18 protein-coding genes are annotated in these 20506 nt (G+C 64.8%); 7 read left to right on the forward strand and 11 right to left on the reverse strand.

All coding sequences use genetic code 11. The annotated features are described in order from the left end of the window. Nucleotides 1–25: 25 nt before the first annotated feature. The 3 genes from CXQ81_RS03740 to CXQ81_RS03750 all read right to left on the reverse strand — a co-directional run bounded on the left by CXQ81_RS03740 (nucleotide 26) and on the right by CXQ81_RS03750 (nucleotide 4192). Nucleotides 26–2374: an FdhF/YdeP family oxidoreductase gene (locus CXQ81_RS03740; protein ID WP_101336518.1), complete on the reverse strand. Its 2349-nt coding sequence runs from the start codon at nucleotides 2372–2374 to the stop codon at nucleotides 26–28. Further along, the gene (gene fdhD, locus CXQ81_RS03745; protein ID WP_009046475.1) at nucleotides 2371–3210 is read right to left on the reverse strand and encodes a formate dehydrogenase accessory sulfurtransferase FdhD; all 840 of its coding nucleotides are present in this window, start codon (nucleotides 3208–3210) and stop codon (nucleotides 2371–2373) included. Before fdhD ends, CXQ81_RS03740 begins: the two co-directional genes overlap by 4 nt. Nucleotides 3211–3304: 94 nt before the next feature. Beyond that, nucleotides 3305–4192: a LysR family transcriptional regulator gene (locus CXQ81_RS03750; RefSeq protein WP_007931721.1), complete on the reverse strand. Its 888-nt coding sequence runs from the start codon at nucleotides 4190–4192 to the stop codon at nucleotides 3305–3307. Between the two features lie 139 nt (nucleotides 4193–4331). Here CXQ81_RS03750 and lysM point away from each other — a divergent pair, with 139 nt between their 5' ends. Beyond that, nucleotides 4332–4772, forward strand: a complete 441-nt coding sequence (lysM, locus tag CXQ81_RS03755; RefSeq protein WP_007931719.1) for a peptidoglycan-binding protein LysM — start codon at nucleotides 4332–4334, stop codon at nucleotides 4770–4772. Nucleotides 4773–4891: 119 nt separating this feature from the next. On the opposite strand, the gene yrfG is transcribed toward lysM, so the two are convergent. Further along, a complete protein-coding gene (yrfG, locus tag CXQ81_RS03760; RefSeq protein ID WP_101336519.1) occupies nucleotides 4892–5554 on the reverse strand; it encodes a GMP/IMP nucleotidase in 663 nt (220 codons plus the stop codon). 89 nt (nucleotides 5555–5643) lie between these two features. Here yrfG and nudE point away from each other — a divergent pair, with 89 nt between their 5' ends. Together nudE and cysQ are read left to right on the forward strand one after the other, a co-directional pair. Next, a complete protein-coding gene (gene nudE / locus CXQ81_RS03765; protein WP_007931715.1) occupies nucleotides 5644–6210 on the forward strand; it encodes an ADP compounds hydrolase NudE in 567 nt (188 codons plus the stop codon). 11 nt (nucleotides 6211–6221) lie between these two features. Further along, nucleotides 6222–7049, forward strand: a complete 828-nt coding sequence (gene cysQ, locus CXQ81_RS03770; protein WP_101336520.1) for a 3'(2'),5'-bisphosphate nucleotidase CysQ — start codon at nucleotides 6222–6224, stop codon at nucleotides 7047–7049. Between the two features lie 152 nt (nucleotides 7050–7201). Here cysQ and CXQ81_RS03775 read toward each other — a convergent pair whose 3' ends face one another. The 7 genes from CXQ81_RS03775 to rfbB are packed head-to-tail and all read right to left on the reverse strand — an operon-like array spanning nucleotide 7202 to nucleotide 14327. Beyond that, complete coding sequence (locus CXQ81_RS03775) at nucleotides 7202–7657, reverse strand: YiiD C-terminal domain-containing protein (RefSeq protein WP_007931705.1); 456 nt, start codon at nucleotides 7655–7657, stop codon at nucleotides 7202–7204. Nucleotides 7658–7707: 50 nt separating this feature from the next. Next, nucleotides 7708–9111, reverse strand: coding sequence for a sigma-54 dependent transcriptional regulator (locus CXQ81_RS03780; RefSeq protein WP_101336521.1), 1404 nt, complete (start codon nucleotides 9109–9111; stop codon nucleotides 7708–7710). Further along, a complete protein-coding gene (locus CXQ81_RS03785) occupies nucleotides 9108–10916 on the reverse strand; it encodes an ATP-binding protein (protein WP_101336522.1) in 1809 nt (602 codons plus the stop codon). Before CXQ81_RS03785 ends, CXQ81_RS03780 begins: the two co-directional genes overlap by 4 nt. A gap of 36 nt (nucleotides 10917–10952) precedes the next feature. After that, nucleotides 10953–11834 (reverse strand): dTDP-4-dehydrorhamnose reductase, encoded by an 882-nt coding sequence (gene rfbD / locus CXQ81_RS03790; protein WP_101336523.1) that lies wholly within the window; start codon nucleotides 11832–11834, stop codon nucleotides 10953–10955. After that, the gene (rfbC, locus tag CXQ81_RS03795) at nucleotides 11831–12376 is read right to left on the reverse strand and encodes a dTDP-4-dehydrorhamnose 3,5-epimerase (protein ID WP_009041723.1); all 546 of its coding nucleotides are present in this window, start codon (nucleotides 12374–12376) and stop codon (nucleotides 11831–11833) included. Before rfbC ends, rfbD begins: the two co-directional genes overlap by 4 nt. Beyond that, nucleotides 12373–13248 (reverse strand): glucose-1-phosphate thymidylyltransferase RfbA, encoded by an 876-nt coding sequence (gene rfbA / locus CXQ81_RS03800; RefSeq protein WP_101336524.1) that lies wholly within the window; start codon nucleotides 13246–13248, stop codon nucleotides 12373–12375. Before rfbA ends, rfbC begins: the two co-directional genes overlap by 4 nt. Then, on the reverse strand, nucleotides 13245–14327 hold the full coding sequence (rfbB, locus tag CXQ81_RS03805; protein ID WP_101336525.1) for a dTDP-glucose 4,6-dehydratase: 1083 nt from the start codon (nucleotides 14325–14327) through the stop codon (nucleotides 13245–13247). Before rfbB ends, rfbA begins: the two co-directional genes overlap by 4 nt. Before the next feature lie 223 nt (nucleotides 14328–14550). Here rfbB and CXQ81_RS03810 point away from each other — a divergent pair, with 223 nt between their 5' ends. From CXQ81_RS03810 to CXQ81_RS03825, 4 genes are all read left to right on the forward strand, one after another. Then, nucleotides 14551–17463 carry an aminotransferase gene (locus CXQ81_RS03810; RefSeq protein ID WP_101336526.1) on the forward strand — a complete coding sequence of 971 codons (2913 nt, stop codon included), beginning with the start codon at nucleotides 14551–14553 and terminating at the stop codon, nucleotides 17461–17463. A 310-nt stretch (nucleotides 17464–17773) separates the two neighbouring features. Beyond that, complete coding sequence (gene aguB, locus CXQ81_RS03815; RefSeq protein ID WP_101336527.1) at nucleotides 17774–18652, forward strand: N-carbamoylputrescine amidase; 879 nt, start codon at nucleotides 17774–17776, stop codon at nucleotides 18650–18652. 4 nt (nucleotides 18653–18656) lie between these two features. Then, entirely contained in the window at nucleotides 18657–19763 is a 1107-nt protein-coding gene (gene aguA / locus CXQ81_RS03820; RefSeq protein ID WP_101336528.1) for an agmatine deiminase, read from the forward strand. Between the two features lie 246 nt (nucleotides 19764–20009). Next, nucleotides 20010–20201: a hypothetical protein gene (locus CXQ81_RS03825; protein WP_009041729.1), complete on the forward strand. Its 192-nt coding sequence runs from the start codon at nucleotides 20010–20012 to the stop codon at nucleotides 20199–20201. Nucleotides 20202–20506 lie beyond the last annotated feature (305 nt).

Here is a 20506-nt window from a genome sequence, read left to right on the forward strand (position 1 = left end):
GCTACAGGGCCAGCGATTTCGTCGATCAGGCCGACCGGGCCATGATCAAGCCGCTGTCGCTGGCCGCTTCCAGGCGGATCGCGACGAACTTCGAGGTCGGGGTGTAGCTGCCGTCCCCGATGCTTTCCAGCGGCACCAGCGGGTTCACCTCTGGGTAATAGGCCGCGGCCTGCCCAGCCGGAATATCGAAGGCCAGCAGGGTGAAACCCTTGACCCGACGCTCGCGGCCGTCATCCCACAACGACACGATGTCGGCTTTCTGCCCCGGCTTGAAGCCCAGGCGGATGATGTCGGCTTCGTTGACGAACAGCACATCGCGCTGGCCCTTCACGCCACGGTAGCGGTCGTCCAGGCCGTAGATGGTGGTGTTGTACTGATCGTGGGAACGCATCGACTGCATGATCAGGTCCGGCAACTGCCCGGTGGCGCGGGTGCGTTCGTGCACCAGATCCTTTGGCAGCAGGTTCGGGCGGAAATTGGCGCGGCCCGATGGAGTGTTCCAGCGCCGCGCGCCGGCCGAGTTGCCGAGGTAGAAGCCACCAGGGTTTTTTACCCGCTGGTTGAAGTCCTTGAAGCCGGGAATGGTGTCGGCGATCAGGTCGCGGATACGGCTGTAGTCGGCCACCAGCCAGTTCCAGTCCACCGGGCGGCTGCCCAGGGTAGCGGCGGCGATGCCGGCGAGGATCGACGGTTCTGAGCGCATCTGTGGCGACAGCGGCTGCAACTGGCCGTTGGAGGCGTGGACCATGCTGAAGGAGTCTTCCACGGTCACCGCTTGCGGGCCTTCGCTCTGCAGGTCGATGTCGGTACGGCCCAGGCACGGCAGGATCAGCGCTTCCTTGCCATGGGCCAGGTGGCTGCGATTGAGCTTGGTGCTGATCTGCACGGTCAGATCGCAGTTGCGCAGGGCCTGGAAGGTCCGCGGGCTGTCCGGGGTGGCTTGGGCGAAGTTGCCGCCCAGGCCGATGAAGACTGTCGAACGGCCTTCGAGCATGGCGTGGATCGCCTCGACCACGTTATGGCCGTTCTCGCGTGGCACCTTGAACTGGAAGCGCCGCTCCAGGGCGTCGAGGAAGGCCACCGGCGGCTGTTCGTTGATGCCCATGGTGCGGTCGCCCTGCACGTTGCTGTGGCCGCGCACCGGGCACAGGCCGGCGCCCGGACGGCCGATATTGCCGCGCAGCAGCATCAGGTTGGCGACTTCCTGGATGGTCGGCACCGAGTGGCGATGCTGGGTGATGCCCATGGCCCAGCACATGATCACGTTCTTGCCCTTGGCGTACATGCGTGCCGCGCGCTCGATCTCCATCAGGGTCAGGCCGGACTGCTCGACGATGTCGTCCCATGGGGTGTCGTCGATGACGCCCAGGTAATCCAGTACGGCGGCGGTGTGTTCGTTGAGGAAGTCGTGATCGAACACCGCCGGCGCGCCAGTCTTCTGGGCGTCGCGTTCCCATTGCAGGAGGAACTTGGCCATGCCGCGGACCACCGCCATGTCGCCGCCCAGGGCCGGGCGGAAGTAGGCGGTGTTGGTCGGCTTGTTGCCATTGGTGAGCATTTCGATCGGGTGCTGCGGATGCTGGAAGCGTTCCAGGCCGCGTTCTTTCAGCGGGTTGATGCACACCACCTGGGCCCCGCGTTTCACTGCTTCGCGCAGCGGCTCGAGCATCCGTGGGTGGTTGGTGCCGGGGTTCTGGCCCCAGACGAAAATTGCATCGGCATGCTCGAAGTCGTCGAAGGTCACGGTGCCTTTGCCGACGCCGACGCTTTGCGCCAGGGCCACGCCGCTGGCTTCGTGGCACATGTTCGAGCAGTCGGGGAAGTTGTTGGTGCCATAGGCGCGCACGAACAGCTGGTACAGGTACGCCGCTTCGTTGCTGGCGCGGCCCGAAGTATAGAACTCGGCCATGTCCGGGTTGGGCAGTGCTCGCAGGTGCTTGCCGATCAGGGCGAAGGCCGCTTCCCAACTGATGGGCTTGTAGCGGTCGGTTTCGGCGTCGTAGCTCAGGGGCTCGGTCAGGCGGCCCTGGTATTCGAGCCAGTAGTCGCTCTGCTCCAGCAGCGAGCTGACGCTGTGCTTGGCGAAGAACTTGCCATCCACGCGGCGTTTGGTGGCCTCCCAGTTCACCGCCTTGGCGCCGTTCTCGCAGAACTTGACCATGCCGCTTTCCGGCGAGTCGCCCCAGGCGCAGCCCGGGCAGTCGAAACCGCCGTTCTGGTTGGTCTTGAGCATCATGCGCAGGTTTTTCAGGGCGTTGTCACTCGTCAGCCAGGCCTGGGCGACGCTGATGAGCGCGCCCCAGCCGCCGGCCGGGCCCTTGTAGGGCTTGTAGCGCGGGGTGGGTGTCTGGTCGGCTTGGTGATGAGTGGTCACGCTTGTTTCTCCATCGCAGGGCTATAGACCCGTGGCGCACTTTTTTGCGGCAGGTGAATGAGGTTGAGGTTGTGCCGGCGTGCCCATTGCAGGGCCAGGCCGGTGGGGGCCGACAGACTGACCAGGGTCTGGATGCCGGCACGCAGGACTTTCTGGATCAGTTCCAGGCTGCAACGGCTGGTGACGATGGCCACGCCGCCGGCAGTAGGTATGTTCTGGCGGATCAACGCGCCGATCAGCTTGTCCAGGGCGTTGTGCCGGCCGATATCTTCACGGCCCAGCAGCAACTCGCCCTGGGCGTTCATGAACACCGCCGCATGCACCGCGCCGGAGTGCTGGCCCAGGGGCTGGAAGGCGCTGATGCGCTGGCGCAGGCCATCGAGCCATTGGGCGGGCGGCAATGGCGCGCCGGGCAGCACCTTGAGGTCCGGCAGGGCCTGTTCCACGGCTTCCACGCCGCACAGGCCGCAACCGCTGGTGCCGGCCAGTTGCCGGCGTTGCTGCTTGAGATTCCAGAAGGCGCGGCTGGAGATCTGCACCTGGGCGTACTGGGCCGAACCGCTGCCGCTCAGTTGCAGGTCGTAGATGTCCGAGGCGTCGCCGATGATGCCGCTGCCGAGGCTGAAGCCGACGATGAAGTCTTCGAGGTCGCTGGGGGTGACCAGCATCACGGCCTGGCTGATGCCGTTATAGGCGATCGCCAGCGCGACTTCCTCGGCGAGCGCGGTGCTGGCCGATTCCGTGTGGTCGAGGTTGCTGTAGCGGTAGTTCTGGCTGGCGGCGGGCGCGGGTGTTTTCGCAGTGGGCGTCGCGCAAGCCGGGCGCTGGGGTTTCATGGGGCATCACCGGCGGAATATCCAGCCCTAAGACTAAGCGCGTCAAAGTGTCGCGTCTAATTGCTAGTACTGATGTGCCGATAGATGCCGTCGATCAAGACTCGCTCGGTGATTTCTGCTGCAGGGCGAAGCACGCCTCGGCCAGGGCCGAGCGCGGTGCGCTGCGGCGCATGATCAGGCCCAGGTGCGCCAGGGTGTTGGCGTCTGCTATGGGCTGCAGGCGCAGGTGCTCGGTGAGGGCTTCCAGGCCGCCGTCCAGCGGCATGATCGCGCAGCACAGGCCGCCATGTACGGCTTGCAGCAATTGATGCACGGCATCGGTCTGCAGCAGCGGTTGAGGGGTGAGGCCGCGACTGTGGAAGTTATGGTCGATGGACTGGCGAAAATGCATGCCGCTGGTCAGCATGCCCAGCGGCAGTTCGATCACCGCCTCCCAACTCAGGGGCTGTTCGCCGAAGCTGAAGAAGCGTTGGTCGTAGAGCAGGCCCATGCGGGTTTCGCCCAGGGCCAGGGATTCGAAGCGTTCGCTGTCCAGGCGCTCCAGATAGGAAACGCCGATATCCAGGCGATTGCTCGCCAGCTGTTCGAGGATCTGCTCGGAACTGAGCGCCGACAACTCGAAGCGCACATTCGGGTGCGCCTGGTGCAGGCGCTGCATCAGTGGCAGCGGGTCGAAACTCGACAGCGGTACCACCCCCAGGCGCAGGGTGCCGACCAGATTGCCGCGACAGGCGGCCGCCTCGGCCTGCAACCCGTCGTAGGCGGCCAGCACGCTGCGGGCCCAGGCCAGCACCCGTTCCCCCGGAGCGGTGAAGCCCTCGAAACGCTGGCCGCGGTTGACCAGCGGCAGCTCGAGTTCTTCCTCGAGGTTGCGCAGGCGCATGGACAGGGTCGGCTGGGTGATGTGGCAGCGCGCGGCGGCCTGGCCGAAGTGGCGGGTTTCGTCGAGAGCGATGAGGAATTTCAGCTGCTTGATGTCCATCTTCGCTTCCTGGGCGCTGGGGGGAGGCGATTCTAGCGTGCTTGCCGGGCAGAGAGTCATTGGTCGATTTTGAACCTCGTCTCTCAAGGCTGGTCTAGTCTTTCGCGTCTGGACCCATAAAACCCAAGGAGTGTGCACCATGAGTATTTTTAGCTTTGTGAAAGAAGCGGGCGAAAAGCTTATCGATTTGTTGACGCCGGGTAACGCCAATGCGAGCGAACAGCTGAAGGATCACATCGCCAAGGTCGGCCTGGGTAACCCCAACGTCCAGGCTACCGTGGAAGGCGACAAGGTCATCGTGACCGGCGAAGTGGCCAGTCAGGAAGAGAAGGAAAAGATTCTGCTGGCCGTGGGCAACATCGAAGGAGTCGGCAGCGTCGACGACCAGATCACCGTCACCGGTCCTGTGGCGGCTGCCGCGCGTTTCGTCACCGTGAAAAAAGGCGACACCCTCAGCGCCATTTCCAAGGCCGTGTACGGCGACGCCAACAAGTACAACAAGATCTTCGAGGCCAACAAGCCGCTGCTGTCGCACCCGGACAAGATCTATCCGGGCCAGGTACTGCGCATTCCCGAGTAATGCTCGGTCTGTAGCCGCTGCCGAAGGCTGCGATAAGGTCCGAAGGACCTTTGGCGATCAACATCGCTACGACCCTTTCACGGTCGATCGCAGCCTGGGGCAGCGGCTACAGGATTGCTCTACAACCCTTCGATCAATGCTCGATAATCCCCCACCGCGGCAAACTCCGCCGTGTCTTTCGGCCCCTTGCGGCTGTCCGGTTCACTCACCGCCAATAGATGGGCCACGCCGAAATTCCGCGCGCTGCGCAGGATCGGCAGGGTGTCGTCGATAAACAGGCTGCGTGCCGGATCGAAGCCGATATCCGCTTGCAACGCATCCCAGAACTGCGGGTTCTCCTTGGCGAAGCCGTAATCGTGGGAACTGATCAAACGTTCGAAATAGGGCGCCAGCTCGACTTTTTCCAACTTCAATGACAACGAATCACGGTGCGCATTGGTGATCAGCACCACGCGTTTGCCAGCCTGCTTGATCGCCGTGAGAAAGGTGTCGGCGTCCGGGCGCAGGGCGATCAGGTGGGCGGTCTCCAGCTTCAGTTCGCGCACCGGCAGTTTCAGTTCGGCGCTCCAGAAGTCCAGGCAATACCACTGCAACTGTCCGGCGTTACGCTCGAACAGCGGCTGCAATTCCATTTCCGCCATGGCGCGGCTGACGCCATGCAGCTCGGCATAGCGCTGGGGCAGGTGCTCCATCCAGAAGTGGTTGTCGTAGTGCAGGTCCAGCAAGGTACCGTCCATATCCAGCAGAACGGTATCGATGTCGCGCCAGGGCAGTGAAGGCATGGAAAACGTCTCGAACGGTAGAAAGATATCCGACACAAACAATCGGGAAAGCCGCGTTATAGTAGCGCGTTCACGCCAAGGAGCCTTTTATGCGCCAGAAACCCACCGTACTCGCCCGCGAGATCGTCGCCACCAGCCGTCTGTTTTGCGTCGAAGCGGTGCAGTTGCGCTTTTCCAACGGTGTGGAGCGCACCTACGAGCGCCTGGTGGGCAAGGGCGCGGGCTATGGCGCGGTGATGATCGTGGCGATGCTCGATGCCGATCACGCGGTGCTGGTCGAGGAATATTGCGGCGGCACCGACGCCTACGAGCTGTCGCTGCCCAAGGGCCTGATCGAGCCTGGCGAGGATGTGCTGGCCGCCGCCGAGCGTGAGCTCAAGGAGGAGGCCGGTTTTGGTGCGCGGCAACTGGAACACCTGACCGAGCTGTCGTTGTCCCCCGGCTACATGAGCCAGAAGATCCAGGTGGTGCTGGCCACCGACCTCTACGAGGAACGGCTGGAGGGCGACGAGCCCGAGCCGATGCGCGTGGACAAGATCAACCTGCGCGAGCTGTCGAGCCTGGCGCAGAACCCGCAATTCACCGAGGGCCGCGCCCTGGCCGCGCTGTACCTGGCCCGCGATCTGCTGACCCAGCGCGGCGCCTTCCAAGCATGAGTGAACCATCGATGAATTTTCCCCATCCGTTGCTGGCGCCGGTGATCGACCTGGCCTTGCAGGCGGGCGAGGCGATCCTGCCGTTCTGGCGCGCCAACGTCGCCGTCACCAGCAAGGCCGACGAGTCGCCGGTGACCGCCGCCGATCTGGCGGCCCACCACCTGATCGTGCAAGGCCTGACCGCGCTGGACCCGAGCATCCCGGTGCTCTCCGAAGAAGACGCCGACATTCCCCAGGACGTGCGTGCCGGCTGGCAGCGCTGGTGGCTGGTGGACCCGCTGGACGGCACCAAGGAGTTCATCTCCGGCAGCGAAGAGTTCACCGTCAATATCGCCCTGATCGAAGACGGGCGGGTGGTGTTCGGCGTGGTATCGATGCCGACCAGCGGTCGCTGCTATTTCGGCGGCGCCGGCCTCGGTGCCTGGCGCGCGGACAAGGGCCAGGCGCCGGTGGCGATCCAGGTGCGTGATAGCCTGACGGCGGGCGAAGCCTTCACCGTGGTCGCCAGCCGTCGGCATACCAGCCCCGAGCAGGAGCGTCTGCTGGCCGGGTTGAGCGCGACCCTGGGCGAGTTGCAACTGGCGAACATCGGCAGCTCGTTGAAGTTCTGCCTGCTGGCCGAAGGCGCGGCGGATTGTTATCCGCGACTGGCGCCGACCTCGCAGTGGGACACCGCGGCGGCCCAAGGCGTGCTGGAGGGCGCCGGAGGCGAGGTGCTGGATCTGAGTGGCGCGCCGTTCTGCTACCCGGCGCGGGAGTCGCTGCTCAATGGCTTCTTCCTGGCGCTGCCGGCCAAGGCCGCATGGCGTGGGCGCTTGCTGGAGCTGGCGCGCGGCTGATCCTTGTAGCCGCTGGCTTAGCCAATGATCGGGCTGGGCGGTACTCCGTCGAAGCGGCCGTGGATCGACTGGCGATATTCCGTCTGACACACCGCGCTGGCCGTTTACGACTGCTGCGCAGCCGATCGCAGGCTGCGCCAGCGGCTACAGGTTCATCGGTGCAACACGTACTGCCCGGTGAAGCGCACCGCATCTTCATCGCTGCCGGCATTCACCACCCGGGTGTGCAAGATCAGCCGCGCGCGGCCGTAGCGCTCATACATGGTCACGAACCTGTGCCACACCTCTTCGCTCGGCGCGGCGCAGATGGCCGTGGCGTCGCTGGTCACCGGTAGCGGGTAATTGATCTGCCCTTCCTGAATCACGATGTGCCCGTCGTCGATCCCCGCTTCTTTCAGCCGCAGGTGCAGCCAGCCCCAGCCGGCCAGCACCGCGCCGCAATACAGGCTGCCGCCGAACATGGTGCTCTTGTGATTGACGTTGGCTTCCAGCGGCAGTTGCAGGCGCAGCTCATGCGCGTGCCAGTCGAGCACTTTCAGGCCCATGTCCCGCGTCAGGGGAATGTCGTGATGGAGGATGGATTCCAGGTGACGACTGTCGCGGTTCATGCAGGGCCTCGGTGGTGAAATGGTGCATTAACAAGATTAGTCGGCATCGCTCACTCGATATCGTCGCCGCCCGAACTGGCGCCGCTGTCGCCGAAGCTCAGGCCGTGTTTGCGCAGTTTGTCATGCAGGGTCTTGCGCGGAATACCCAGGGCTTCGGCGAGGCTGCGCAGGGAGTTGTGGGAGCGGGCCAGCTCGGCGGCGATCAGGCTCTTTTCGAAGTTCTCCACCTGTTCGCTCAGGCCGCCCTCGACCACCGTCGGCGCCGGCTGCGAGGAGCCGCCATCCGCCGCGCTGTTGTCCAGGGCCAGTTCCAGGCCGAGGGCGAAGCGTTCGGCGGCGTTCTGCAGTTCGCGCACATTGCCCGGCCAACTGTGGCGCAGCAGCAGGGCGCGCTGCCCAGGTTGCAGTTCGTGGGGCGGCAGGCCGTGGCGGGAGCTGGCCTCGTCGGCGAAATGCTGGAACAGCAGCAGGGCGTCTTCGCCACGCTCGCGCAACGGTGGAATACGCAGCGGCGCGACATTCAGGCGGTAATACAGGTCGGCGCGGAAACGCCCCTGGTCGGCCGCCTGGCGCAGGTCTTCCTTGGTCGCGGCGATGATGCGGATGTCCAGCGGGATCAGTTGATTGCCGCCCAGGCGTTCCACCACACGTTCCTGCAGCATGCGCAGCAGCTTGACCTGCACGTCCAGGCTCATGCTTTCGATTTCATCGAGGAACAGCGTGCCGCCGTTGGCGAATTCGAACTTGCCGATGCGGCGTTTCTGCGCACCGGTAAAGGCCCCCGGCTCGTGGCCGAACAGTTCGCTTTCGACCACCGATTCGGCCAGGGCGCCGGCGTTGATCGCCACGAACGGGCCGTTGCGCCGGCTCGACAGGTCGTGCAGCGCCCGCGCCACCACTTCCTTGCCGGCGCCGGTCTCGCCGAGGATCAGCACGTCGGCCTTGGTCGCCGCCAAGGCGCCGATCTGTTCACGCAGACGCAGGATCGGCGCCGACAGCCCGACCAGCCGCGCGCTGAGCTCCTGGCGATCGCTCAGGGCCAGGCGCAGGCTGCGGTTGTCCAGCACCAGGCGGCGCAGGGCCAGGGCGCGGCGCACGCTGTCGAGCAGGGCATCGCTGGCAAAGGGTTTCTCCAGGAAGTCATAGGCCCCGGCGCGCATTGCCTGCACCGCCAGCGGCACATCGCCGTGGCCGGTGATCAGCAGCACCGGCAGCTCAGGGTCCTGGCCGTGCAGTTCGCCGAGCAGTTCGAGGCCGTCCATGCCCGGCATGCGGATGTCGCTGACCACCACCCCCGGCCAGTCGCGCTCCAGGCGCGCGGCCAGGCCCTGGGCTTCGCCCAGCGGCAGGATCTTCAGCCCGGCCAGGTCCAGGGTCTGGCTCAGGGCCTGGCGCAGGTGCGGATCGTCGTCGATCAACACCACCTGCACGTCACTGGTGATCGGTGTACTCATACGCTGCGGTCCTCGGACGGTTGCAGGCTCACTCCCGGCGCGCCGGCGCGCAGCCGCAGGGTAATCAGGGCGCCGCCTTCGCGGTGGTTGGAGAACGACAGTTCACCGCCGAAGGCGCGCATCAGGGTGTCGCAGATCGCCAGGCCCAGGCCAAGGCCCTGGGTACGGGTCTTGGTGGTGTAGAAAGGCTCGCCGGCGCGGCCCAGGGCCTCCATGCAGAAGCCCGGGCCGTTGTCGCGAATGTACAGATTGACGCCCGTGGCGGTGGATTCGGCACTCAGCCAGAGTTTGCGCGGCGGGCCTTTTTCGGTCAGCGCGTCCAGGGCGTTGGCCAGCAGGTTGCCGAGCACCTGGCGCAGCCGCGTCTCCCCGGCCTCGACCCACAGGGTGGCCGCCGGCAGGTCGCGGATCAGCTCCACTTCCATCGCCCGTCGGCGCTTGGCCAGCAGTGCCAAGGCATCGTCCAGCGCCGGTTGCAGGGCGACGCTTTCCGGCGCGTGGCGGTCGCGGCGGGCAAAGGCGCGCAGGTGGGCGATGATCGAGGCCATGCGCCCGGTCAGTTCGCTGATCAGCTTGAGGTTGCCGCGGGCGTCCTCGGTGCGCTGGTGGTCCAGCAGCACCTCGGCGTTTTCCGCGTAGCTGCGGATCGCCGCCAGCGGCTGGTTGAGCTCATGGCTGATGCTCGCCGACATGGTGCCCAGGGCCGAGAGCTTGCCGGCCTGCACCAGGTCGTCCTGGGCGCGCACCAGTTCCTGCTGGGCGTGTTCGCGCTCCAGCACTTCCTGCTTGAGGCGACGGTTCAGGCCTTCCAGGTCGCTGGTGCGTTCGGCCACGCGCATTTCCAGCTCGCGCCGGGCCTTGGCTTCGAAGGCGATGCGTTCCAGGTAGTGGCGACGGCGCTGCATCATCAAGCCGAGCAGCAGCATCAAGACCAGCAGCGTGGCGCCGCCCACCGCCACCACGGTGCGCACCGGGCGATCGATCAGGGTACGCGGAGCGAGGATGCTCACACTCCAGCCGGTTTCGTCGATCTGCCGGGTCTGGGTCAGCCAGGCATTGGAGTCGAGGTTCAACGGCCGTGGATCGCGGGTCGGGTAGGGCTGGATGGCGACGATGGCCTGGCTTTCGTCTTCAGTCAGCGGGCGGGTCGAGCGGAAACGCCATTCCGCGCGCGAAGTGAGGATCACCACGCCATTGTGATCGGTGACCACCAGTTGCTCGGGGGTTTTGCCCCAGAGGCTTTCGGTGTGGTCCAGGTCGACCTTGACCACCAGCACGCCGATGATTTTCTCGCCGTTGCGCACGGCGGCGGCGAAGAAATAACCGCGCTTGGCCGAGGTGGTGCCCAGGCCGAAGAAACGCCCCAGGCGTCCGGCCATGGCTTCGCTGAAATAGGGGCGGAAGGAGAAATTGCGGCCAACGAAACTGTCGTGCTTGTCCCAGTTGGACGCCGCCAGGGTGTCGCCGGAGGTGTCCATCAGGTACATCACTTCGGCCCCGGTCTGGGCGCTGATGTTTTTCAGCAGGCGGTTGGCGTTGCCCTGGGTCACACCATCGTCCGGCGCACCGAGGACCGCACGCAACGCTGGCAGCTCGCCGAGAATCTGCGGCAGCACCTCATAGCGGTGCAGGGTGCCCAGCAGGTTGGCGACGTAGAGGTCGAGGGTCTGGCGGTTCTGGCCCGCCAGTTCGCTGCGGTAATAACGCTCGGCCAGGTGCTCCAGCGGCCACAGCAGCGGCGCCAGGCACAGGGCCAGCAAAGCCAGGCTACGCCAGCGGGGGCGTCGAGGGAGAGGTGGGGTCATGAGGGACATGCGCCTGTGGGTACAGGCGCATTATGCCTACCCCTGCTCGGCAAGACACTCGTGCAATGCGCTGCGCCACTCAGGCTGGCGCACGCCCCACTCGCGCTCCAGGCGGCGGCAATCGAGGCGCGAGTTCAGCGGCCGTGGCGCGGGTGTCGGATAGGCGCTGGAGGGGATCGCCTCCAGGGTCGCGCAGGTTTTGCCTTGGGCCAGCAGGTGCTCGCCGATGGCCTGGGCGAAGCCGAACCAGGAGGTCTCGCCAGCCGCGGTCAGGTGGTAGGTCCCCCAGGCTCCTGGCTGGCCGGCCTGCCAGCGCTCGATCAGGGCGGCAGTGCTGGCGGCGATGGTGCCGGCCCAGGTAGGCGCGCCGATCTGGTCGGCGACCACGCGCAAGTGCGGTTTTTCCTGCAGCAGGCGTTGCATGGTCAGCAGGAAGTTCTTGCCGGTGTTCGAATACACCCAGCTGGTGCGCAGGATCAGGTGTTCGCCACCTGCCGCGGCGATGGCCCGTTCGCCGGCGAGTTTGCTCTGGCCGTAGACGCTCAGCGGGTGGGGTTCATCGTCTTCGGTGTAGGGGGCCTGCTTGCTGCCGTCGAAGACATAATCGGTGGAGTAGTGAATCAGCGGGATGCCCAGTTCCCGCGCTTCCTCGGCGAGCACCCCGGGGGCGCTGGCATTGATCGCAAAGGCCAGCTCCGGCTCACTCTGGGCCTGATCAACGGCGGTGTGGGCGGCCGCGTTGATGATCAGCTGCGGGCGCAGGCTGCGCATTTGCTGGCGAATGGCGTCCGGGCGTGTCAGGTCGAGCAGGCCGCGCCCGGGCACGATCAATTCATGCTGGTTTCCCAGGCGCTGTTGCAGGGCCTGGGAGACCTGGCCGTGCTGGCCGCTGATGAGGATCTTCAACCGGCCGCTCATGGGAACAGCTCGGCTTCGCTGAGCAATTTGCCGGCCTGATCCTTGGCCGAGAGCTGCGCCGGGCCTGTGAGTTGCCAGTCGATGGCCAGGGTCGGATCGTCCCAGCGAATGCAGCGTTCGGACGCCGGGGTGTAGTAGTCGGTGGTCTTGTAGAGGAACTCGGCGTACTCGCTCAGCACCACGAAACCATGGGCGAAGCCTTCCGGTACCCACAGCTGGCGATGGTTGTCCGCGGACAGCCGCACCCCGACCCACTTACCGAAGTGCGGCGAGCTGCGACGGATGTCCACCGTCACGTCGAGTACTTCGCCGGCGACCACCCGCACCAGTTTTCCCTGGGTGTTTTCGATCTGGTAGTGCAGGCCACGCAGCACGCCCTTTTGCGAGCGCGAATGGTTGTCCTGGACGAACTGGGTGCGCACGCCGGTTGCTTCTTCGAACGCCTTGGCATTGAAGCTCTCGTAGAAAAAACCGCGCTCGTCGCCAAACACCTTGGGCTCGATGATCAGCACGCCGGGCAGTTCGGTGGCCAGGACCTTCATTGGGTTTCCCCCGCCAGGCTATAGAGGTATTGGCCGTAACCGGTCTTGCCGAAGTACTTGGCGTGTTCGAGCAGATGCTCGCGGTCGATCCAGCCCTGGTTGTAGGCGATTTCCTCGAGGCAGGCGACTTTCAGGCCCTGGCGGTGCTCGATGGTCTGCACGTACTGCGAGGCTTCCAGCAGGCTGTCGTGGGTGCCGGTGTCGAGCCAGGCGAAGCCACGGCCGAAACGTTCGACGCTGAGGTCGCCGCGTTGCAGGTAGGCATTGTTGACGTCGGTGATTTCCAGTTCACCGCGCGCCGAAGGCTTGACCGCCTTGGCGATCTCGACCACCGCGTTGTCGTAGAAATACAGCCCGGTCACGGCGTAGCTGGACTTGGGGTGCAGAGGCTTTTCCTCGATCGAAAGAGCGTTGCCCTGTGCGTCGAAGTCGATTACGCCAAAGCGCTGCGGGTCCTTGACCCAGTAGCCGAAGACCGTCGCACCGGAGGGTTTCGCCGCGGCGTTCTGCAGCTTCTCGGTGAAGTGTTGGCCGTGGAAGATGTTGTCGCCGAGGATCAGGCACACAGGGTCGTCGCCAATGAATTGCTCGCCGATCAGGAACGCCTGCGCCAGGCCGTCCGGCGACGGTTGTTCGGCGTAGCTGAAGCGCACCCCGAACTGGCTGCCGTCGCCCAGCAGGTTGCGGTACTGCGGCAGGTCCTGGGGGGTGGAAATCAGCAGGATGTCCTTGATGCCGGCCAGCATCAGCACCGAGATCGGGTAATAGATCATCGGTTTGTCGTAGACCGGCAGCAGTTGCTTGGACACACCCAGGGTGATCGGGTGCAGGCGGGTGCCCGAGCCACCCGCCAGAACGATACCTTTCATCATGCGATCAGATCCTTGAAGTCAGTGAAACCGAGCCGTTGCCCTTGATAGCTGCCGTCCTGCACGTGCTGGCACCATTCCTGGTTGTCCAGGTACCACTGCACGGTCTTGCGCAGGCCGCTGGCGAAGGTTTCTTGCGGTACCCAGCCCAGTTCGCGCTCGATCTTGCCGGCGTCGATGGCGTAGCGCAGGTCGTGGCCGGGGCGGTCCTGGACGAAGGTGATCAGGTCGGCGTAGTGCTGCACGCCTTCGGGCTTGCCTGGCGCCAGCTCTTCCAGCAGTTGGCAGATGCCGCGTACCACGTCGATGTTTGTCTGTTCGTTGTGGCCGCCGATGTTGTAGGTCTCGCCGACCACGCCTTCGGTCACCACCTTGAGCAGGGCGCGGGCGTGGTCTTCGACGAACAGCCAGTCGCGCACTTGCAGGCCGTTGCCGTACACCGGCAGCGGTTTTCCGGCCAGGGCGTTGAGGATCACCAGCGGGATGAGTTTTTCCGGGAAGTGGAACGGCCCGTAGTTGTTCGAGCAGTTGGTGACCAGTACCGGCAGGCCGTAGGTGCGTTGCCAGGCGCGGACCAGGTGGTCGGACGCGGCCTTGCTGGCGGAGTAGGGCGAGCTGGGGGCGTAGGGCGTGGTTTCGGTGAACAGGTCGTCGACGCCGTGCAGGTCGCCATACACCTCGTCGGTGGAAATGTGGTGGAAGCGGAAGGCGCTTTTTTCCGTCGGCGGCAGGGCCTGCCAGTAGGCGCGGGTGGCTTCCAGCAGGCTGTAGGTGCCGACGATGTTGGTCTGGATGAAGTCCGACGGACCGTCGATGGAGCGGTCGACGTGGGACTCGGCGGCCAGGTGCATGATCGCCTGGGGCTGGAAACGCGCGAGCAGGGCGCTGACGCTGGCCTGGTCGACGATATCGGCCTGGACGAACTCGTAGCGGGTGTCGGCGGCGATACTCGAAAGCGACTCCAGGTTGCCTGCGTAGGTCAGCTTGTCGAGGTTGAGCACCTCGTGTTCGGTGTTGCGGATCAGGTGGCGAATCAGCGCCGATCCAATAAAACCGGCACCGCCGGTAACGAGAATGCGCATATGGGTAGGCCTTCTTCCCTAAGACATGGAGTCGCGAATGGAGCATAGCTTGTCGGCAGCCAGCGGCCGCTGCAAGGGCCGCCGATGTCTGGCCCGGGTATTGGCATCCTGTTTGCCTTCCCGGCGGCGGTGCAGCCCTTGTCGGCTGCCCGGGCCAGGGGGTTGCGTAACGCCTGGCGCAGTGGCGATATACGCATCTGACAATAATTCCAGGGGTCGTTCCATGTTGCTCGCCACGTTGATTCACCGCGCCAGTCTGCCCGGTCCGCAAGTCACCCCGCAGCAGGCGCTGGACCTGCTCGAAGTGCACTACGGCCTTGGCGGCACGCTGCAATCGTTGGGCAGCCAGCAGGATCTCAACTACCGGCTCGACAGTCCCCGGGGGCGTTTTGTCCTGAAGATCTGCCGCGGCGACTACGCCGCCCTGGAATTGCAGGCGCAACATGCGGCGCTCAAGCACCTGGGCGGCCACCCCGAGCTGCACGTACCTCGGGTGATCCCGGCGAAGAACGGCGCCGACCTGTTGTCCCTTGAAGTCGACGGCCAGGCGCTGCATGTGCGCCTGCTCGACTACATCGAAGGCCAGCCGCTGACCCACCTCAAGCACCTGGGCCCCGAGCTGGCAGCCGGCTTCGGCCGGTTGTGCGGGCAGATGGACCTGGCCCTGGCGGACTTCCAGCACCCGGGCCTGGAACGCACCCTGCAATGGGACGCGCGCCATGCCCATAGCCTGATCGATCACCTGTTGCCGGTGATCGCCGACGAACAGCAACGCCGCCTGATCGCCGAAGTGACCGAGCAGGCCGAGCGCCGTGTGCAGCGCCTGGCCGAGCAGTTGCCGGTGCAGGCGATCCACCTGGACATCACCGACGACAACGTGGTCTGGCAGCGTGACGCCCAGCGCCACTGGCAGGTACAGGGGGTGATCGATTTCGGCGACCTGATCCGCACCTGGCGCATCACTGACCTGTCGGTGACCTGCGCGGCGCTGCTGCACCATGCCGAGGGCGATCCGTTCTGCATCCTGCCGGCGGTCCGCGCTTATCACGCGGTCAATCCACTGCAGCAGGCCGAGCTGCTGGCGCTGTGGCCGCTGATCGTGGCCCGCGCCGCGGTGCTGGTGCTCAGTGGCGAACAGCAGGTGAGCATCGACCCGGGCAACCAGTACAGCCGCGACAACCTGAGCCACGAATGGGAGATCTTCCGCGTCGCCACCTCGGTGCCGTTCGAGTTGATGGAAGCGGCGATCCTCGCGGCGGTCGGCCAGTCTCTGCCGGCCATCGCCAGCGAAGGTTTCGCCCCCTTGCTGCCGGGCCTGGTGGGGCGCGAGTTCGCCCTGATCGACCTGGGCGTGCTCAGCCCGCATTTCGAGGCCGGCAACTGGGAGCTGCCGGAGATCGATACCCGGCTGTTGCAGCAGGCCGCGGCGGCCCATGGATTGGCGGCCAGTCGTTATGGGCAGTACCGCCTGTCCCGGACCTGCCCGGACAGTGCGGTCGAGCCGGACACCTTCCCGCTGCATGTGCAGTTGCAGGTACCGTCGGGCACGGCGGTCGAAGCGCCTTTTGCCGGGGTGCTGCACCGCGCCACCGACGGTGTGTTGCGCCTCGATGGCCCGCAATTGAGTGTGCGGCTGTGGGGCGTCACGCCCTCGGTGCATGCCGGCGCTGCACTGGTCAAAGGCCAGGTCCTGGGGGCGGTGGATGGCGGGCTCAAGGTCCAGCTGTGCCGTGGCGCGCAACTCGATCCGCCACTGTTCTGCACGCCCTCGCGCGCCGCGGCATGGCAGGCGCTGTGCCCGTCGCCGGCGGCGCTGCTGGGCCTGGCCTGCGACGCCGAGCCGGAGCTCGACTCGCACGCTTTGCTGGCGCGCCGCGATGCCAGTTTCGCCCGTTCGCAGAAGCACTATTACGTCGACCCGCCACGCATCGAGCGCGGCTGGCGCAACCACCTGATCGACATGCAGGGCCGTTCCTACCTGGACATGCTCAACAACGTCGCGGTGCTCGGCCATGGCCATCCACGGATGGCCGCCGAGGCCGCGCGCCAATGGTCGCTGCTCAACACCAACTCGCGTTTCCACTACGCGGCGATTGCCGAGTTCTCCGAGCGCTTGCTGGAGCTGGCGCCGGACTCCATGGACCGGGTGTTCCTGGTCAACAGCGGCAGCGAGGCCAACGACCTGGCGATCCGCCTGGCCTGGGCCTACAGCGGCGGGCGCGACCTGCTCAGCGTGCTGGAGGCCTATCACGGCTGGACGGTGGGCGCGGATGCGGTGTCCACCTCGATCGCCGACAACCCCCAGGCCCTGAGCAGCCGCCCGGACTGGGTACATCCGGTGACCGCGCCCAATACCTATCGTGGCGAGTTCCGCGGCCAGGACAGCACCGCGGACTACGTGCGCAGCGTCGAACACAACCTGGCCAAACTGGCGGAGCAGAATCGCCAATTGGCCGGTTTCATCTGCGAGCCGGTGTATGGCAACGCTGGCGGCATCGCCCTGCCGCCGGGTTACCTGAAGCAGGTCTATGCGCTGGTCCGCGCCCAGGGCGGGGTGTGCATCGCCGATGAGGTGCAGGTCGGTTACGGGCGCATGGGCAAGTTTTTCTGGGGCTTCGAAGAGCAGGGCGTGGTGCCGGACATCATCACCATGGCCAAAGGCATGGGCAACGGCCAGCCGCTGGGGGCGGTGATCACCCGCCGGGAGATCGCCGAAGCGCTGGAGGCCGAGGGTTATTTCTTCTCCTCGGCCGGCGGCAGCCCGGTGAGTTGCCGGATCGGCATGGCGGTGCTGGACGTGATGCAGGAAGAAAAACTCTGGGAAAACGCCCAGGTGGTCGGCAGCCACTTCAAGCAGCGCCTCGAAGCCCTGATCGAGCGTTATCCGCTGGTGGGCGCGGTGCATGGCTCGGGGTTCTACCTGGGCCTTGAGCTGATCCGCGATCGCCAGACCCTGGAGCCGGCCACGCAGGAGACCGCCCTGCTGTGCGATCGCCTGCGCGAGCTGGGGATCTTCATGCAGCCCACCGGCGATGACCTGAACATCCTCAAGATCAAGCCACCGATGGTCACCACGCGCCAGAGCGTCGACTTCTTTGTCGACATGTTGGCCAAGGTGCTGGAGGAGGGGCTCTAGGCCCCACTCGAATGCCCAGCATTCGGATCGCGAGCAAGCCCGCTCCTACATAGAAAGGTGTGCCCTGCAGGAGCGAGCTTGCTCGCGATAGCGTCGGTACTGATACCCCTAAACCCCTATAAATATCGATAATAATCGATGTTTATAGGGGTTTATTTTTGGCTAATTTATTTTTACGCTTTTAAAGTCGATTTTTATCGGATATAAACTGCCTCAGCCCAGGTCATGATCAAACCGCCTCGGCCTTGCCCTTTTTCTGTCATCGACCGATGCCACCCTCGGTCCTTTGCTGCTGCCCAGGAGATGATCCATGAGCCGTATCGTTACCGTCGCCGCAACCCAGATGGCCTGTTCCTGGGACCTCGAAGCCAATATCGAGACCGCGGAAAAGCTGGTCCGCGAGGCCGCCGCCAAAGGCGCGCAGATCATCCTGATCCAGGAACTGTTCGAGGCCCCGTACTTCTGCCAGAAGCCGAACCCGGACTACCTGCAGCTGGCGACTCCGGTGGAAAGCAATGCGGCCATCGCACATTTCCAGAAAGTCGCCAAGGAGCTGCAGGTGGTGCTGCCGATCAGCTTCTATGAACTGGCCGGGCGGGCGCGTTTCAACAGCATCGCGATCATCGACGCCGACGGCAGCAACCTCGGGATTTATCGTAAAAGCCACATCCCGGACGGCCCCGGCTATCACGAAAAGTACTACTTCAATCCGGGCGACACCGGCTTCAAGGTGTGGAACACCCGCTACGCGAAAATCGGCGTGGGCATCTGCTGGGACCAGTGGTTCCCCGAGTGCGCCCGCAGCATGGCGCTGCAAGGCGCACAGATTCTGTTCTACCCGACCGCCATCGGCAGCGAGCCCCACGACACGAGCATCTCGTCCCGCGACCACTGGCAGCGCGTGCAACAAGGCCACGCCGGCGCCAACCTGATGCCGCTGATCGCCAGCAACCGCATCGGCAACGAAGAGCAGGACGGCTACGACATCACCTTCTACGGCTCGTCGTTCATCGCCAACCAGTTCGGCGAGAAGGTTGAAGAACTGAACGAGACTGAAGAAGGTATTCTTGTCCACAGTTTCGACCTCGACGAGCTGGAACACATTCGCAGCGCCTGGGGTTCGTTCCGCGACCGTCGGCCGAACCTGTACAGCGCGATCAAAACCCTCGACGGTTCCCTGGAGTCCTGAACCCATGACCACTTTGCACAGCACCCCTCGCGCCGACGGCTTCTACATGCCCGCCGAGTGGGCGACGCAGACCCAGACCTGGATGATCTGGCCCGAGCGCCCGGATAACTGGCGCCTGGGCGGCAAGCCGGCGCAAGCCGCGCACGTAGCGGTGGCCAAGGCCATCGCCCGCTTCGAACCGGTAACCGTGGCAGTCTCCGCGGGCCAGTATGAAAACGCCCGGGCCCGCCTGGACGTGCCGAATATCCGCCTGGTGGAGATGTCCAGCGACGACGCTTGGGTCCGCGATACCGGCCCGACCTTCGTCATCAACGAGCAGGGCGAAGTCCGTGGCGTGAACTGGGATTTCAACGCCTGGGGCGGTTTCGACGGCGGCCTGTATTCGCCGTGGAACCGTGACTCGCAGGTGGGCGGCAAGATCCTCGAGATTGAGCGCAGCCCGCGTTACCGCACCGAGGGTTTCGTGCTCGAAGGCGGCTCGATTCACGTCGACGGCGAAGGCACGGTGATCACCACCGAGGAATGCCTGCTCAACCGCAATCGCAACCCGCACCTGAACCGTGCCGAGATCGAAGCGGTGCTCAGCGTCAACCTGGCTGTGGATAAAGTCATCTGGCTGCCGGACGGCCTGTACAACGACGAAACCGACGGCCATGTGGATAACTTCTGCTGCTACGTGCGCCCGGGCGAAGTATTGCTGGCCTGGACCGACGACCCGCAGGACCCGAACTACCCGCGCTGCCAGGCGGCGCTGAAAGTGCTGCAAGACAGCACCGACGCCAAGGGTCGCCCGTTCACGGTGCACAAAATGCCGATTCCCGGACCGCTGTACGCCACCGAAGAAGAGTGCGCGGGCGTCGACCCGGTGGATGGCACCCAGGAGCGTAATCCGTCGGTGCGCCTGGCCGGTTCCTATGTGAACTTCCTGATCGTCAACGGCGGCATCATTGCTCCGAGTTTCGACGATCCCCTGGATGCCCAGGCCAAGGAAATCCTGCAGAACCTGTTCCCGCAACACGAAGTGGTGATGGTGCCGGGTCGCGAGTTGTTACTGGGGGGCGGAAATATCCATTGCCTTACCCAACAGCAACCGGCGCCGCACAAGGTTTGAGTGTTGTTGTAACAGCCCATGACGCCTGATTGACGGGCGGTTATATGGATCCAATCCGGCGTCGCCCGGCAAGCCCGCAGCCCTGATGGACTGCGGGTTTTTTTGGATCCGGAAGCTGGCAATTGCGAGACCTTGGCATAGCTCTTGTATCTCTCGCGAGGTCAATCCGAGGCGGGTGGAACTGCGATGTTCTGTCATAAACCTTGGATAAGTTAGCCGCTCACAAACCGGGAGAGAACGCTGGAAATGAATAGGGTCAGCGAGCGGACTTCCGCAATAAATAGCGAGTCGCTTCAGGTTCTGGCGCAATGGTTGAAGTGCAATGGAACGCGACAGGTCCGGGAAACCGACCCGCGCCGGATGATCCTCGATCGTTACCCTGCTGGTTTGTTCAGCGAGGCCGAACTCGAAGCGCTGTGGGATGTGCTGGAAGGATAAGCAAACAACGGATTGGTAAAAGCGCTGCCCGGATGGCAGCGCTTTTTTTTGCGCGAATGTAGCCGCTGCCGAAGGCTGCGATCGGCCGCGCAGCGGACGCGAATCTGCCACCGCGATCCGTCAGCAGGAAGGGTGTAGCCGGGTTTTGCGCCGGCTGCGCCGTCGATCGCAGGCTGCGCCAGCGGCTACAGGGAGTGAGCAGGGTACAAGGTCGAGGTTTTTGTAGCCGCTGCCGAAGGCTGTGATCGGCCGCGCAGCGGACGCAAAGCCGGCCACCGCGCTCAGGCGATGGCGGCCGTATCCAT

It is taken from the genome of Pseudomonas sp. 09C 129 (genome assembly GCF_002843625.1).
GTDB classification, from domain to species: domain Bacteria; phylum Pseudomonadota; class Gammaproteobacteria; order Pseudomonadales; family Pseudomonadaceae; genus Aquipseudomonas; species Aquipseudomonas chlororaphis.

Coding starts and splice junctions, on each gene's coding strand:
- rfbD (WP_101336523.1), bottom strand. CDS start 11,834: ATGAGCGGCCGGTTGAAGATCCTCATCAGCGGCCAGCACGGCCAGGTC.
- rfbC (WP_009041723.1), bottom strand. CDS start 12,376: ATGAAGGTCCTGGCCACCGAACTGCCCGGCGTGCTGATCATCGAGCCC.
- CXQ81_RS03785 (WP_101336522.1), bottom strand. CDS start 10,916: ATGACCCCACCTCTCCCTCGACGCCCCCGCTGGCGTAGCCTGGCTTTG.
- yrfG (WP_101336519.1), bottom strand. CDS start 5,554: ATGCCTTCACTGCCCTGGCGCGACATCGATACCGTTCTGCTGGATATG.
- aguA (WP_101336528.1), top strand. CDS start 18,657: ATGACCACTTTGCACAGCACCCCTCGCGCCGACGGCTTCTACATGCCC.
- CXQ81_RS03775 (WP_007931705.1), bottom strand. CDS start 7,657: ATGAACCGCGACAGTCGTCACCTGGAATCCATCCTCCATCACGACATT.
- fdhD (WP_009046475.1), bottom strand. CDS start 3,210: ATGAAACCCCAGCGCCCGGCTTGCGCGACGCCCACTGCGAAAACACCC.
- CXQ81_RS03810 (WP_101336526.1), top strand. CDS start 14,551: ATGTTGCTCGCCACGTTGATTCACCGCGCCAGTCTGCCCGGTCCGCAA.
- aguB (WP_101336527.1), top strand. CDS start 17,774: ATGAGCCGTATCGTTACCGTCGCCGCAACCCAGATGGCCTGTTCCTGG.
- nudE (WP_007931715.1), top strand. CDS start 5,644: ATGCGCCAGAAACCCACCGTACTCGCCCGCGAGATCGTCGCCACCAGC.
- CXQ81_RS03825 (WP_009041729.1), top strand. CDS start 20,010: ATGAATAGGGTCAGCGAGCGGACTTCCGCAATAAATAGCGAGTCGCTT.
- lysM (WP_007931719.1), top strand. CDS start 4,332: ATGAGTATTTTTAGCTTTGTGAAAGAAGCGGGCGAAAAGCTTATCGAT.
- rfbB (WP_101336525.1), bottom strand. CDS start 14,327: ATGCGCATTCTCGTTACCGGCGGTGCCGGTTTTATTGGATCGGCGCTG.
- CXQ81_RS03780 (WP_101336521.1), bottom strand. CDS start 9,111: ATGAGTACACCGATCACCAGTGACGTGCAGGTGGTGTTGATCGACGAC.
- cysQ (WP_101336520.1), top strand. CDS start 6,222: ATGAATTTTCCCCATCCGTTGCTGGCGCCGGTGATCGACCTGGCCTTG.
- rfbA (WP_101336524.1), bottom strand. CDS start 13,248: ATGATGAAAGGTATCGTTCTGGCGGGTGGCTCGGGCACCCGCCTGCAC.
- CXQ81_RS03750 (WP_007931721.1), bottom strand. CDS start 4,192: ATGGACATCAAGCAGCTGAAATTCCTCATCGCTCTCGACGAAACCCGC.